We start from the raw sequence: 13522 nt of genomic DNA, 5'->3' as shown, positions 1-13522 counted from the left end.
CCGCGCCGGCATCGCCAGCGAGGTGACGGCGACCTGCCCGCCCACCCAGACGGAGGAGTCGCGGGTGAACATCAGGTTGGGCAGCGGCGGGACGACGAACTCCCCCCGGGTCATCAGCTCGTAGGCCAGCCCGCGGCCCCCGCGCAGCTCGTCGTGGGCGACCCCGACGACCAGGGCCCGGGCGAGGTCCTCGGCGGCCAGGCCGTCGAGATGGGCGGTCGTGGCGTGCTGCAGCGTCGCGCCCAGGCGCGGGTCGTCGACGGCGGCGGCGATCACCTCGGCGCGGGCGGCCGGGGAGTCCATCACCTCGGCGAGCAGCCGGTCCAGGTGCAGCACCTCGACGCCCCGGGCGGTCAGCGCCGCGGCGAACGCGTCGTGCTCCTCCTGCGCCCGGTCGACCCACGGCACGCCGTCGAAGAGCAGCTGGTCGTTGTTGCGCGGGGTCAACCGGCGCAGCTCGTCCCCGGGGCGGTGCAGCAGCACGGTGCGCAGTCGGCCCACCTCGCTGCTCACGCCCAGGCCGGCGGGGGTCGGGGTCGCAGCGGTCATGGCGTCGAGCCTCGCCGATGTCGATCACCGCGGCCAGCCCGGGTCACCCGCGCGGGCCGGGCGAGCCTGCGAGGGCCCGCCCGGCCGACGGGTCAGCGGGTGGTGATCCGCAGGACGAACCGGCCGCCGTCGTCGGTGGTCGAGGCGCTGAAGCCCAGGGCGCGCAGGGCGCTGAACTCCTGTGCCTGGGTGGCGTCGTCGCCGCCCTCCGCCACGACCTGGTCGATCAGCGTCCCGAGGTCGACGAAGCCGACGGCCCCGGCGTCGTCGGCGTCGACCACCGCGGCGCGGAACGCCTCGGTGTCCCCGAGGCCGCCGTCCGCGGTGAGCGCGTCGGCGAGCGGCTGGTCGGAGGCCAGGACGTAGCCGTCGTCCAGGGGGAGGACGGCGACCGGCAGGCCGAGGTCCCCGACCAGGCCGTCGAGGACCTCGGTGGCCCGCTGCGGGTCGTCGGTGAGCACGCGGGCGCCGAAGGACGGCACCGCCAGGTCGCCGGTGACGGCCACGGCCAGGTCGGTGCCCAGGACGGTGCCCAGGTCGTCGGGCAGGTCCAGGCCGAGCGCGTCGATCTGCTCCTGGAACTCCGGCGGGATGCCGCCCTCCTGGAGGGTGGCCCAGGACGTGGTGAGGGCCTCCCCGAGTCCGCTGACCGACAGCGCGGCCACCGTGTCCGCGGGCAGGTCGCCGACCAGCTGGGTGGGCTCGCTGCCGGCCGTGGTCGGCGCGGGCGCCGTCCCGCGGGCCAGGCCCTCGACCTCGAGCGCGTCGTCCTCGGCGTGGACCCCGAGCACCACCCGCCCGGAGAGCTGCTGGTCCCCGAGGCCGACGCCGGTCTGCGCCATCGGCAGGAGGTCCTGCAGGGCGGCGAGGTCGGCCCACGCGACGGCGACCTGGTCACCGTCGAGCGCGTCGACGTCCTCGGCGTGGTCGGCGTCCTCGTCCAGCGTGCTGCCCGAGGCCGCCAGGCGGTCGACCAGCTCCTGGGTCTGGCCGAGCAGGACGAAGTCGTCGCGCACCGCGAAGGCGAAGCCGCGGTCGGTCACCGCCCCGAGGCGCTCGGTCATCGCGTCCTCGTCGGTCACGGCCAGGACGACGACGGGGGCGACGCCGGCCTCCGAGCCGGGGTCGGGCACCGCGGCCACGGCCATCCGGTTGCCCAGCCAGGGCTCGACGTCCCGGTCGTAGGTCAGGCCCCACTCGTTGTCCGCCAGCAGCGGGGCGACCAGCCGCTCCCGGAGGTCGGCGTCGTCCTCGCCGGACGTCAGGGACGGGAACCGGTCCAGCAGCGAGGACACCGCCATCTTCTGGCCGGCAGCCGGGTCCAGGTCGAGCTTCACGACGGCGAGGGTGTCGGCCGGCAGCACCTCCTCGGGCTGGGCGCCACCCCCGGAGACGTAGGAGGCGACGGCGTAGCCGGTGCCGCCCAGCACCAGGACGCCCGCGGTGGCACCGGCCACGAGGAGTCCGCGGCGGACGCGGCGCCCACCGGCCTGGGGCTCGGCGGGTGCGGGCGGGAGCCCGTCGTGGATCTCGTCGGCGCCGGACCAGCCGGGGCCGGGGGGAGGGGTGGGGCCGGCCGCGGGCGGCTGGGTCACGTCTGGTCTCCAGGTGGTCGGGGCATCGGCCCCAGCTGCGGTCAGCTGGCGGTCCAACCCGAGGCCGTGACCTGCGGTCTCGATGCCGGTACCGCGGTTCTAGCACGCAGGAGCCCGCCGGTGGCCGGGTTCGGCCGCGAGGCGCGCGGAGGTCCACCCGGTCGGGTGGGACGCCGGTCCCGCCGGGACGGCGGCGGTCGTTCCGCGGCGGCGGTGCTGCCGACGCGTGGTCCACTACCGCGGTGAGCCCGACGCCTCCCCGCCGTCCCGACGTCCCGGCCGGCCCGCCGCGCTGGCTGCTGGTCATGCTGGCCGCCGGCCTCTCCCTGCTGGTGGCCGTGGTGTTCCTGCTGGTGCTGCAGGCCGTGGGTGTCGAGGCGATCAGCTCGCTGGGCTTCGTCACCGTCGTCGTCGTCGCCGCGCTCGTCGGCGGCTGGGTCACCCGCCGGCTGGCGCCCCGGCTGCCCGACGTGCGGCGACCCCCCAGGGGCTGACCGGGGTCAGGACCCGGCGGGCCGGGGGAGGAGCTGGGACAGCCCGGCCCGCTCGATGGCCGGACGCAGCCGCTCGGGCACGTCGAGCAGCACCAGGCGGGAGCCGGTGCGGGCGGGCTTGCGGGCCAGGTGCACCAGCAGCTCCAGCCCCGCGACGTCCAGGGCGGTCACCGCGGCCAGGTCGGCCCGGGCCGGCCAGGACGCCGGCGGCACCAGCAGCCGGAACCGGCGCACGGTCTCGCGGTCGATCCGCCCGACGAAGGTGAGCAGGGGGCCGGCGGCGTCCTCTGTCCAGCGGACCTCGCCGGCGGCGGCCCCGTCAGCAGGGTGGGCGCCGGTGGTCATGGTGCTGCGGTACCCCTGCCGTCCTGCTCAAACGCCCCGTGGGCAGTGCCACCCCGGTGTGGACCAGGCGGACCCCGCCCGCCGCGCGGCCGGGCCGGCCCACGACATCAACGGGTCGACGTCCCATCTGATGGGAAGGCAGTACCACTGAGCGGGACGGTCGGGCAGGGTGGTGCCGTGGACACCTACACGCACGGGCACGCCGACGCGGTGCTGCAGTCGCACCGCTGGCGCACGGTGGAGAACTCGGCGGCGTACCTCGCGCCGCGCCTGCGGCCGGGGCTCGACGTCCTCGACGTCGGCTGCGGGCCCGGCACGATCACCGTCGACCTGGCCGCCCGGGTCGCGCCGGGCCGGGTCGTCGGGCTGGACGTCTCACCCGCGCCGCTGGAGGAGGCCCGCGCGCTGGCCGGGCGGGCGCAGGTGTCCGTCGAGTTCGCCGTCGGCGACGTCTACCGGCTCGCGGCCCCCGACGCCTCCTTCGACGTCGTGCACGCCCACCAGGTGCTGCAGCACCTCACCGACCCGGTCGCGGCGCTGCGGGAGATGGCCCGGGTGTGCCGGCCCGGCGGTCTGGTGGCGGTGCGGGACGTCGACTACGCCGCCACCACCTGGTTCCCGGCGTCCGCGGGGCTGGACCGCTGGCTGGGGCTGTACCGGCAGGTGGCCCGGCGCAACGACGCCGAGCCCGACGCCGGGCGGCGGCTGCTGTCCTGGGCGCACGCCGCCGGGCTGCGGGACGTGGTCGCGACGACCGGCGCCTGGTGCTACGCCACCCCGGCCGAGCGCGAGTGGTGGGGCCGGTCGTGGGCCGGCCGGGCGACCGCCTCGGCGTTCGCGGAGCAGGCGGTGGCGTACGGGCTGTCCTCGGCCGCCGAACTGGACGACATCGCCGCGGCCTGGCTGGAGTGGGCGGCGTCCGACGACGGCTGGCTCGGCATGCTGCACGGGGAGCTGCTCGTCCGCATCTGACCACTGACCGTGCGCTCAGCGGGGTCGGTGGGGCTCCGGCAGCCCGCTGAGCGCACAGTCGGGGGCGGAGGCCCGGTGAGCACCTCGTCTGCGGCCAGAGCGCGGTCGGCGGCGGGGCTCAGCGGTCCTGGAGGCGGCGGGTGGCGTCCTGGCCGATGCCCACCCAGTGGCGCAGCGCCGCGTCGTCGTCGACCGCGGCGGGGGAGACCCGCAGCCAGCCGTCGAGCTCGCGGCCGCGCATGACCATCGGGCACACGCCCTCGGCCGCCAGCAGCTCCTCGGCCCGGGCGGGGTCGCAGCGCACCATCAGCCCGCCCCGCCCGCTGACGGCGACCACCATCGCGCCCTCGACGAGGAACGCCAGGCCGCCGAACATCGCCTGCTCGGTGACCCGCGGGTCGGCCGACAGCTCGGCCCGCAGCCGGTCGGCGAGCTCCCGGTCGTACGTCATGCCCCAGCCTCCCGCCCTGCCGCCGTCCCGGGCAAGGTGTCCGGGCGCGTCAGGCGGTGGCGGGCACCTGCTCCTCGTCGGCGTGCGCGACGTGCCGCAGCGAGCGCCAGATGAGCGCCACGAACACCGCCGACCCGGCGAAGGCGAACCAGAAGGGGGCGGTGACCCCGGCGTGCTGGGCGAGCACGCCGCCGATCGCCGAGCCGACCACGAGCCCCCCGAAGACGCCGACCTGGTTGACGCTGCCCACCCGCCCCTGCAGCGCCAGCGGGACGGCGCGCTGGCGGACGGCGATCGACGTCGTCCCCCAGACGAAGGCGTGCGCGCCGAACACGAAGAACACCGGCAGCGCGATCCACGGGCTGGTGGTCAGCGCCAGCACCAGGTGGGTGAGCGTCTCGATGACCAGGCCGATCCGCATGATGCTGCCGAGGCTGACCCGCTGGGTGATCCAGCCGTAGACCAGCACGCCGGCCAGGCCGCCGACCGCGCCGACGGTGGTGACCAGCCCGAACCCGATCTCGCCCAGGCCGAGCCGCTGGGTGGCGTAGAGGACCAGCACCGACCAGGCCGCCCCGAAGGTGACGTTGAAGATGGTGATGGTCAGCACCAGGGTCCGGACGGCGGGGTGCGCCACCGCCCAGCGGAGCCCCTCGACGATGTCGTGCCGCAGGGCGGGCCGCGGGCCGGTGCCGGGCTCCCGGGCGGGCAGGACGACGCGGGTGACCAGCACCGCCCCCAGCGCGACGACCACCGCCTGCACGCCCAGCGCCCAGCCGGCCGCGACGGTGAACAGCGCGGCGCCCAGCGGTGGCCCGGCGAGCTGGTTGACGGTGATGAACCCGGTCTGCAGCCGGGAGTTGGCGACGGCGAGGTCCTCGCGGGCCACCAGCGCCGGGACCATGGTCTGCGAGCTGTTGTCGGCGAACACCTCGGCGGTGGCGAGCACGAACAGCGCGGCCAGCACCGCCACGATCGACACCCGGTCGGTGGCCACGGCCAGGGTGAGCACGGCCAGGACGACGGCCCGTGCGGCGTCGACGGTGACCACGATCAGCTTGCGGTCCAGCCGGTCGGTGAGCGCGCCGGCGACCAGGCCGAACAGAAGGGGCGGCAGCCACTGCACGGTCGCGGCGAGGGCGACCAGGAACGCGTCCCGGGTCAGCGAGGCGACCAGCAGGGGGCCCGCGGCCAGGGCGATCCCGTCGCCGAGGTTCGACGTCCAGGACGAGGCGAGCAGCCAGCGGAAGCTCCTGCCCAGCCGAGCCGGGACGACGACCTCAGCGATGCGGCTCACGAGGAGGAGACCCTAGTCGCGATCAGGCACCGGGTCGTCCGTTTCCCCTGAGGGCGGACGCGGGCCGGGTCAGGCGGGGAAGCGGACGTGCGCCTCGAGGGTCTGCAGTGAGCGGTGCATCCCGACGGTGACCGCCCCGAGGGCGAAGAAGCCCGCGTCGTCGGCGATCTGCGAGGTGCGCAGCAGGCCGGTGAGCCGGTCCAGCGCGGAGACCGCGGCGACGATCGCGGCGTCCCGCTCGTCGGGCTCGGCGTCGGTGGCGTGGTACGGGATGCGCACGACGCGGGCCAGGCCGGTGAGGGCGTCGGCGAGCACCCAGCCGGTCGCGCCGTCCACCCGGTCCAGGCCCCGCCGGTGCGGCTGGAACTCCACCACCAGCGTCGTGAGGTCGTCCACCAGCACCGCGACCCGGTCCAGGGCGCGGGACTGCTCCCGGATGCTGCCCGCCGTGCCCCGCCAGTTCCGGGCCCGCGGGTTCGCCCGCCGGGCCCGCTCGACCTGGGCCTCCGCACCGCGCATGAGGTCCAGCACCGCGCCGAGGGCCTGGGTGCGCGCGGCCCACTCGCCCGGCTCGGGGATCTCGCCGGTGCGCAGCCCCGCGGCCATCTCGTCCAGGTGCCCGGCGAGCAGTTCCCGGGCCGCGGCGATCCGCTGGACGGCGGTGGTCAGCTGCAGCGGCGGGAACAGCAGGGTCGTCACCAGCACGCCCACCGCGGCGCCCAGCAGGGTCAGCCCGGCGTACCGGACGGCGTACTCGGCCGGGTCGGAGGTGCCCACGGTGATCATCAGCACCGCGGCGAAGCTGACCCAGCTGGCCTGCTCCCGGAACAGCCGCCACTGCTCGACCCCGATCGCCAGCGCCACGATGAGGGCGATGGTCAGCGCGTCGGGGATGCCGCGGGTCACCTCGTACACCGCCACGGCCAGGGCGAAGCCGACCAGGATGGCCAGCACGCTGCGCCAGGCCGCCGACGCGGAGTCCGCGACGGTGGGGGAGACGGCGATGATCGCGCCCAGCGGGGCGTAGTAGGCGTAGGCCGACAGGGCCGGGGGCAGCAGCAGCGCGGCCTGCCAGGCCAGCGCCGCGGCCAGCGCCGCCCGGATCCCGCGCTGCACCCACGGCTGTTGCAGCACTGCGATGACCCGGCCCACCCGGCCAGCATGCGACCCGGTCCGGCTCGTCCGCCGCCGGGGTGGTCGTGACGTCGGTCGCGGGTGGGGTGTCGGCTCGAGCGAGCGGGACGGCGCCCACCCGGGGCCCCGAGCGGTCGGAGGCCCCGGGTGGGTCCGGCGGTCAGCCGCCCTGGCGGGCGGCGTTGGCCCGGACGGCAGTGCTCACGTACTGCGCCAGGCCGGGGGCGATCCGCTCGTAGTACGCGGTGAACCGCTCGTCCGCGACGTACATCTCGCCGAGGCCGGCGTGCATCCCGGGCGGGCAGTCGTAGAACCAGCGGGTGATGTGCTGGCGGTGCTCCTCGGCGACGTCCATCGGGCCGGGGTCGTCCGCGGGTGTGCCGGCGGCCAGGGCCGCGGCGAACCGGCCCTCGAGGTCGTCGGTCTCGGCCTTGACCCGCAGCCAGTCCTCCTTCGTCATCGCCGCCGTCCGCCGCTGCGACTGGGCCCACACCTCGGTGTCGCCCCACCTCTCCTCGGCCTCGGCCGCGTACTCCTCGGGCAGCCAGTCGCCGAACACCTCGAACCGCTCCTCCGGGGTCAGGGAGATCCCCATCTGCCGTGCCTCCATCTCCTTCTCGACGGCCGCGACCATCGCCGAGGTGGCCTCCAGCCGGTCCCGCAGCAGCCGGTGCTGCCGGCGCAGTCGAAGGACCCGCCTGCCCCCCATGCCTCGCGAGCTCGGCGCGGGCCCCTGCAGGCGGGCCGACGAACCACACCCACTGTCACTCGCCGCGGGTCGGCCCCACTGCAGGGGCCCGCCGCGAGCCTGCGAGTGGTGGGGGGCAGCGGGGTCCTTCCGGTAGTGGTGCAGCGTGCGCACCGTCACCCCGGTCAGCCGGGCCAGCTCGCCCACCGTCCAGCTCATCGCCCCTCCTCATCCGACACCGACCAGGCAACAGCCTGACGCCGCGTCAGGGTCAAGTGCGGTTTCGGACGGCGTGACGACGGGGCACCTCCAGGTCATGGCAGACCTCGCTCCCGTCCCCGCCGCCGACCCGTTCCCCCGGCAGCGGGTGCGCCTGGGCCGTGAGGACGACCACGAGCTGGAGCTCGCCTACTACGAGGTCGGGTTCGGCCACCCGATCGTCTTCCTGCACGGCAACCCGACGTCGTCCCACCTGTGGCGCAACGTCGTCCCGCACGTCCAGCAGCTGGGCCGGTGCATCGCGGTCGACCTGATCGGCATGGGCGAGTCGAGCAGGCTGCCGCACCCCGGGCCGGGCAGCTACTCCTTCGGCCGGCACGCGCAGCTGCTGTCGCACTTCCTGGAGCAGCTGGAGGTCACCGAGCGGGTGGTCCTCGTCGGCTCCGAGTGGGGGTCCGCGCTGGCCTTCGACTGGGCGCGCAGGAACCCCGGCGCCGTCCGGGGGATCGCGTTCATGGAGCCCGTCGTCCAGCCGGTGATCTGGGCCGACGTGCCCGAGGACACCAAGCGGCTCTACCAGCAGCTGCGCGGCCCGGGCGGCGAGCAGCTCAGCCAGCAGGAGGACCCGGTGGTGGAGGAGCTGCTGCCGGCGTCGGTGCTGCGCGGCCTGGCGGCCGAGACCCTCGACCGGTACCGGCAGCCCTACCGCGACCCGGCCGACCGCTGGCCGACGCTGGAGTGGACGCGGCAGCTGCCGATCGACCACGCGCCGCCGGCGGTGCACGACGTCCTCGACGCGGCCGGCCAGTGGATGGCGCACAGCGAGGTGCCCAAGCTGTTCGTCGACACCTCACCCGCCGTCCCACGCAGCTACCGGATGCGCCGGGTGGTGCGCCGCTGGCCGGCGCTGACCGAGGTCACGCTGCCGGCCGGCCGGCTGGTCGCCGAGGACGCCCCCGACGAGCTGGGCCGGGCCCTGGCCGACTGGATCCCGACCCTGGCATGAGCGGAGTGGGTCCGCCGGCATCACGCCGACGGGTCCACTCCGCATCAGCCGTGGCGGCCGCTGCCCTGGCGCTCGTGGCGGATCTGGGTCATCGCCTCGTTCGCCGAGGCGATGAGCGACTCGGCGGTCGACGCGCGCCCGGACAGGGCGACCCCGACGCTGAGCCGGACCTTGTGGCTGACGCCGGGCAGCGGGTGCAGCGGCTCGTCGAAGGCGGTGGCGATCCGGCGGGCGATGCCGTGCGCGTCGTCGGCGTCGGTGATGCCCGGGCAGATCAGGACGAAGGTCTGGGCGCTGATCCGGGCGACGACGTCGCCCTGGCGCACGGCGGTGACCAGCCGGCCGGCGGCCTCGGCGCGTGCGGCGTCGGCGACGGCGCGGCCGCGGAGGTCCTCCAGGGCGGTGATGCCGTCGAGGTTGCAGGACAGCACGCCCAGCAGGCCGGTGTCGGAGGCGGCGAGCGCGAGCTCGAGCCGGTCGATCAGCAGGCTGCGCACCGGCAGGCCGGTGAGCGGGTCGGGCACCGTCCGCTGCCGCAGCCGCTGCGCGAACTGGCGCTGGGCGGCGATCACGGCCGCCGTCTGCACCAGCACGTCCTGCTGCTCCTCGAGCCTGATGGTGTCCATGGCCCCTCCTGTCCCGTCCGGCCGAGTCCCGGCCGTCTCTCCCAGGTCGGCACCGCGACGTCCGGGCTTGAGGCCCGGGGCCGCCGGTGACCCGAAAGGAGGGCTCAGTCGGGCAGGGCCCGGGCCTGGGCGAACGCGGCGTCCTCCGCCGCCACCACGGTCGCCGCGGTGACCGCCCGCTCGGCGGAGGTGCGCAGCCGCATCCACTGGCGGAAGACCCGGCCGAAGACCTCGATCTCCTGGCTGCGCCGCGGCTCGGTCGGCAGCGGCTCGCCGGGGTGCAGCCGGGCGTGCACGTTCGCGTAGCGCCGCCGGTCCTGCCGGGCGTGGGCGGCGGACAGCATCCGCAGGGCGTCCTCGCTGTCCATGGGGCTCCTCTCGGGGGGGCGGTGGTCAGCCCACCAGTGCGCGCACGGTCTCCACCACTGCGATCGCAGCGAACACCACGAACAGTCCCGCGGCGACCCGGTGCAGCAGCGCCAGGGGCAGCCGGTCGGCCAGCTTGCGGCCCAGGAAGGCGGCCAGCCCCGAGATGACCAGCAGCGCCGCCCACGCCCCGACGAAGACCGACACCGGCTCGGCGTAACGGGCCGCCAGCCCGGCGGTGGCCAGCTGGGACAGGTCGCCCCACTCGGCGGCGAACAGGACGCCGAAGGAGATGGCGGCCGCGCGGACGAACGAGGTGCGCTCCCGCGCCTGGTCGGCCTCGGCCTCCTTCTCCTCACCGGACCTCGACTCGCGCCACAGCAGCACCGCGCCGATGAGGAACAGCACCGCGACCACCCCGCTGACCAGGGCCTCCGGCAGCAGTGACAGCAGGCTGCCGGCCGTGACCGCGATCGCGGTCTGCAGACCGAAGGCCGCGCCCACGCCGACGAACACCGGCAGCGGCGGGAACCGGGTGGCCAGCACCAGGGTGGCGAAGAGCGTCTTGTCCGGCAGCTCGACGGGCAGGATCAACACGAAGGCGGCCAGCACGACCGACAGGACCACGGGAGCTCTTCTCTGTGCGCGCACTCCCGGTCGAGTGCGCAGGCGCCTCCGACCGGCAGCACCGACGGGGGTGACTGCAGGGTCGAAGGTCTCGCCCACCCGCACCGGGGTGCGGGCCCGCTGACCGGGCGCGCGAGCGCGCCAGCATGTCGACCAGCGGTCGGGGGGCTACTCCCCTTCTCAGGTCAGGAGCGTAGCCGACGCAGGGTGCCGCTCGGGCGTGACCGTGGACTCAGCGGGCGGTGCGGCGGGCGATGCGGGCGGCGAACACACCGGCCGACCAGCCGTTGTCGATGTTGCTGACCACCACGCCGGGGGCGGCGGAGTTGAGCATGGTGAGCAGCGCGCCGAAGCCGCCGAAGGAGGCCCCGGCGCCGGCCGAGGTCGGGACCGCGACCACCGGCACCTCGGTCAGCCCGCTCACCACGCTGGCCAGCGCGGCGTCCAGGCCGGCGACGACGACGAGGCAGTCGACGTCGGTGAGCAGCGAGCGGTCGGCCAGCAGCGGGTGGATGCGGCTCCCGCCGACGTCGTCGACGCGGACGACCTCGGTGCCGCTGACCCGGGCGACGAAGGCGGCCTCGGCGGCGATCGGGGTGTCGCCGCTGCTGGCGCACAGCACGCCGACCCGGCCACGCGGCTCGGGCACCGGACCGACCGCGGCAGACATCGCACCGGCGTCCATGGTCGTGTACGCATCGTGCTCGCTGGCCAGCGCGACGAGGGTGTCGGCACTGGCCCGGACGACGACCGCGGGGTGGTCGGGGTGGTCGCGGCGGGCCTCGCGCACCAGCGCCAGGACCTGCTCGGTGCTGCGGCCGGTGCCCCAGATGACGTCGGGCCCGGCGGGCAGGCCGAGCTCGCGGGTCACGGGGGCCGGCGGCGCGGACGGGGGGACCGGCGCGCTGGCCGTCGGTGCGGAGGCCACGGGCTCCGCCGCCGGGGCCGCGGGTGCCGGCTCGGCCGGGCCGATCCGGCGGCCGGCCGGACGGCGCACCGGGCCGCCGAAGAGCTCGTCGAGGGGGTTGCGCGCGGGGGCCCGGTCGTCGGCGGCGGACTCCACGGGGACGGCGTCCACCGGGGCGGCCGGCACCGGCGCGGACGCCGCGTCGGGCTGGTCGTCGGGCTCGACCAGCAGCGCGGCGAAGCCGCCGGCGGCGTCGGCCCGGTCGCCGTCGTGCTCGTCCGGACCGTCGAACCGCGGGGAGGCCGTCACGTCGCCGACGATAGGCGTCCCGGCCACCTCGACCGCCGTCGTGAGCGGCGTGTCGACGGCGGTGCCCGCGGTGCCCTCGATCGTCTCCGCGGCGTCCTCGGCGGCCCGGGTCTGGGTGACCCCGGACAGCCGGACGACGCGGTCGCGGCCGCCCCGCTTGGCGTCGTAGAGCACGCCGTCGGCGGCGGCGAACAGGGTGCGCCGGTCGTCGCCGCGAGCGGCCTGGGCGATGCCGACGCTGATCCGCACCGGCACGCTCACCCCTAGCGCCGACCAGTCGTGCCCGGCGATCGAGCGGCGGATGCGCTCCATCGCCCGCTCGGCCTGCTCGGCGGTGGTGTCGGGCAGCAGGATGACGAACTCGTCGCCGGCCCAGCGGCACACCTCGTCGTTGCCGCGGCAGCCCTCGACCAGCAGCTGGCCGACCGCGCGCAGCACGGCGTCCCCGCCCGGGTGGCCGGCGGCGTCGTTGATCGCCTTGAACCGGTCGATGTCCACGACCGCGAGCGCAGGGGAGGAGCCGGCCGACAGCAGCCCGTCCAGGCGGGCCTCGGCGTAGCGGCGGTTGGGCAGGTGGGTCAGCGGGTCCTCGTAGGCCTGCCGGCGCAGCTGCCCGGCGGCCCGCTCGGTCTCCAGCAGGCTCTTGCGCCGGCCGAACAGCTCGACCCAGCGGGTGCGCCGCTCGTCGACCCGGTCCAGCTCGTCGGCGAGGTAGGCCTGCAGGTAGGGCAGCGCCCGGGCGGCGTCGTCGAGCTCGGCGTGCAGGGTGCACAGCTCGCGCAGCGCGGCCCGGCGCAGCCGCGGCAGGCCGTGCTCGGTGGCCAGGGCGAGGGCGGTGGCCAGGTGGTCGTCGGCGGCCCGCGGGTCGCCGGACCGGCGCAGCGCCCGGCCCAGCCCCAGCTCCGCCGAGGCCAGCAGCGCACGGTCCTCGCCGGTCCGCCCGACCACGGGGCGCAGCACGGACACGGCGGTGGCGTGCTCGCCCAGCCCGACCAGTGCCCAGCCGTGCACGACCCGGGCGTCGAGCACGCCGGCGTCGGTGGGCGGCAGCTGGGCCAGCGCCCGGACGGCGAGGTCGCGGGCCTCGGCGAAGTGCGGGGCGGCGGCGTCGGGGCTGCCGTCCTCCAGCAGCGCCTCGCCGACCTCGGCGCACAGCGCGGCCAGCCGGGTCGCGGTCTCCCCGGCCAGCCCGGCGAGCAGCTCGGAGTCGGCGGGGTCGTCGTCCTCGATCGTGCGGCCGGCCAGGCCCGCGGCGACGTCGGCGGCGCGGCGCTGGTAGTCCAGGGCCAGCGGCATGAGCTCCAGGTCGGCCAGGACGGCGGCCAGCGAGCCCAGCGTGTGCACCAGCAGCGGGCTGGGCGCCAGGCCCGGGTCCAGCAGGCTCGCGGCCTCGACCGCCTCGTCCATGGCCGCGTCGACGCGACGGGACAGCAGCTCGATGCGCGCGTGCCGGGCCAGGCCGGCGGCGCGCTGCAGGTCGTCGTCCTGGGCGTCGAAGGCCGCGCGCGCCGAGCGCACCAGCGCGATGGCCAGCGCGGCGTGGGTGGCCGACTCGGAGCGGCTGTCGCGGTCGACCGGCACGTCGGAGAGCAGGCCGGTGCCGCCGTGCAGGTCGAGGGGGCCGTCCTGCTCAGGGCCACCGTCGACGAGGGGGTCGCCGAGCAGGGAGTAGCCGGCCAGCCGCAGCCGGCGCACCAGCAGCTCGGCGCGGAGCGTGTCGGCCCAGGCGCGGGCCAGCGAGGTGAGCGGTGCGGCGGCCCGGTCGGCGGCGGACGCCTCACCGTCGACCTCGCGCAGCAGGGCCTCGGCGGAGTCGAGCTGCCAGCTGGCCAGGGCTGAGCTCACCTGCTGGTGCAGGACTCCGGGCGGCACCAGGGCACTGTGCCTGCTGTCCGCGGAACTGTCACGCTGCGGGGTCGGTTGACCACGCCGCCGTC

General features: G+C 76.3%; 14 protein-coding genes. 3 read left to right on the top strand and 11 right to left on the bottom strand.

Translation table 11 applies throughout. The annotated features are described in order from the left end of the window. Both GCU67_RS19325 and GCU67_RS22910 read right to left on the bottom strand, forming a co-directional pair. A partial coding sequence (locus GCU67_RS19325) for an arginine deiminase family protein (protein WP_246215387.1) occupies positions 1–549 on the bottom strand: 549 nt, incomplete at its 3' end. Positions 550–641: 92 nt separating this feature from the next. After that, positions 642–2144, bottom strand: coding sequence for a DUF3352 domain-containing protein (locus GCU67_RS22910; protein ID WP_163612986.1), 1503 nt, complete (start codon positions 2142–2144; stop codon positions 642–644). Positions 2145–2386: 242 nt separating this feature from the next. Between GCU67_RS22910 and GCU67_RS19315 the strand changes: the two genes are divergently transcribed. Beyond that, positions 2387–2638, top strand: coding sequence for a hypothetical protein (locus tag GCU67_RS19315; RefSeq protein WP_163612985.1), 252 nt, complete (start codon positions 2387–2389; stop codon positions 2636–2638). A gap of 6 nt (positions 2639–2644) precedes the next feature. Here the strand turns inward: GCU67_RS19315 and GCU67_RS19310 are convergent, their stop codons facing one another. After that, positions 2645–2983, bottom strand: a complete 339-nt coding sequence (locus GCU67_RS19310; protein WP_163612984.1) for an STAS domain-containing protein — start codon at positions 2981–2983, stop codon at positions 2645–2647. A gap of 177 nt (positions 2984–3160) precedes the next feature. On the opposite strand from GCU67_RS19310, the gene GCU67_RS19305 reads away from it, so the two are divergent. Next, positions 3161–3955: a methyltransferase domain-containing protein gene (locus GCU67_RS19305; RefSeq protein ID WP_163612983.1), complete on the top strand. Its 795-nt coding sequence runs from the start codon at positions 3161–3163 to the stop codon at positions 3953–3955. Between the two features lie 118 nt (positions 3956–4073). Here GCU67_RS19305 and GCU67_RS19300 read toward each other — a convergent pair whose 3' ends face one another. The 4 genes from GCU67_RS19300 to GCU67_RS19285 all read right to left on the bottom strand — a co-directional run bounded on the left by GCU67_RS19300 (position 4074) and on the right by GCU67_RS19285 (position 7546). Continuing rightward, positions 4074–4406 (bottom strand): TfoX/Sxy family protein, encoded by a 333-nt coding sequence (locus GCU67_RS19300; RefSeq protein WP_163612982.1) that lies wholly within the window; start codon positions 4404–4406, stop codon positions 4074–4076. 49 nt (positions 4407–4455) lie between these two features. Then, positions 4456–5703, bottom strand: a complete 1248-nt coding sequence (locus tag GCU67_RS19295) for an MFS transporter (RefSeq protein ID WP_163612981.1) — start codon at positions 5701–5703, stop codon at positions 4456–4458. A gap of 69 nt (positions 5704–5772) precedes the next feature. Beyond that, positions 5773–6855, bottom strand: a complete 1083-nt coding sequence (locus GCU67_RS19290; protein WP_163612980.1) for an aromatic acid exporter family protein — start codon at positions 6853–6855, stop codon at positions 5773–5775. 142 nt (positions 6856–6997) lie between these two features. Beyond that, on the bottom strand, positions 6998–7546 hold the full coding sequence (locus GCU67_RS19285) for a TipAS antibiotic-recognition domain-containing protein (protein ID WP_246215386.1): 549 nt from the start codon (positions 7544–7546) through the stop codon (positions 6998–7000). Positions 7547–7841: 295 nt separating this feature from the next. On the opposite strand from GCU67_RS19285, the gene GCU67_RS19280 reads away from it, so the two are divergent. Then, a complete protein-coding gene (locus GCU67_RS19280; protein ID WP_163612978.1) occupies positions 7842–8750 on the top strand; it encodes a haloalkane dehalogenase in 909 nt (302 codons plus the stop codon). A gap of 44 nt (positions 8751–8794) precedes the next feature. Here GCU67_RS19280 and GCU67_RS19275 read toward each other — a convergent pair whose 3' ends face one another. The 4 genes from GCU67_RS19275 to GCU67_RS19260 form a co-directional block, all read right to left on the bottom strand. Continuing rightward, the gene (locus tag GCU67_RS19275) at positions 8795–9376 is read right to left on the bottom strand and encodes a GGDEF domain-containing protein (protein ID WP_163612977.1); all 582 of its coding nucleotides are present in this window, start codon (positions 9374–9376) and stop codon (positions 8795–8797) included. Positions 9377–9480: 104 nt separating this feature from the next. Next, positions 9481–9744: a hypothetical protein gene (locus tag GCU67_RS19270; protein WP_163612976.1), complete on the bottom strand. Its 264-nt coding sequence runs from the start codon at positions 9742–9744 to the stop codon at positions 9481–9483. Positions 9745–9769: 25 nt separating this feature from the next. Further along, positions 9770–10369: a TMEM165/GDT1 family protein gene (locus GCU67_RS19265; protein WP_163612975.1), complete on the bottom strand. Its 600-nt coding sequence runs from the start codon at positions 10367–10369 to the stop codon at positions 9770–9772. 232 nt (positions 10370–10601) lie between these two features. Beyond that, complete coding sequence (locus GCU67_RS19260) at positions 10602–13457, bottom strand: diguanylate cyclase domain-containing protein (protein ID WP_338105162.1); 2856 nt, start codon at positions 13455–13457, stop codon at positions 10602–10604. Between the last annotated feature and the right edge of the window lie 65 nt (positions 13458–13522).

Source organism: Modestobacter muralis, from assembly GCF_010682105.1.
GTDB classification, from domain to species: Bacteria; Actinomycetota; Actinomycetes; order Mycobacteriales; family Geodermatophilaceae; genus Modestobacter; species Modestobacter muralis.
The sequence above is the reverse complement of the archived record's forward strand: the minus strand, read 5'-3'. Positions and strand labels throughout refer to the sequence as shown.

Excerpts from the sequence above, each read along its gene's own strand:
- GCU67_RS19280 (WP_163612978.1), top strand. The coding sequence starts at position 7,842 with ATGGCAGACCTCGCTCCCGTCCCCGCCGCCGACCCGTTCCCCCGGCAG.
- GCU67_RS19270 (WP_163612976.1), bottom strand. The coding sequence starts at position 9,744 with ATGGACAGCGAGGACGCCCTGCGGATGCTGTCCGCCGCCCACGCCCGG.
- GCU67_RS19300 (WP_163612982.1), bottom strand. The coding sequence starts at position 4,406 with ATGACGTACGACCGGGAGCTCGCCGACCGGCTGCGGGCCGAGCTGTCG.
- GCU67_RS19310 (WP_163612984.1), bottom strand. The coding sequence starts at position 2,983 with ATGACCACCGGCGCCCACCCTGCTGACGGGGCCGCCGCCGGCGAGGTC.
- GCU67_RS19285 (WP_246215386.1), bottom strand. The coding sequence starts at position 7,546 with ATGGGGGGCAGGCGGGTCCTTCGACTGCGCCGGCAGCACCGGCTGCTG.
- GCU67_RS19275 (WP_163612977.1), bottom strand. The coding sequence starts at position 9,376 with ATGGACACCATCAGGCTCGAGGAGCAGCAGGACGTGCTGGTGCAGACG.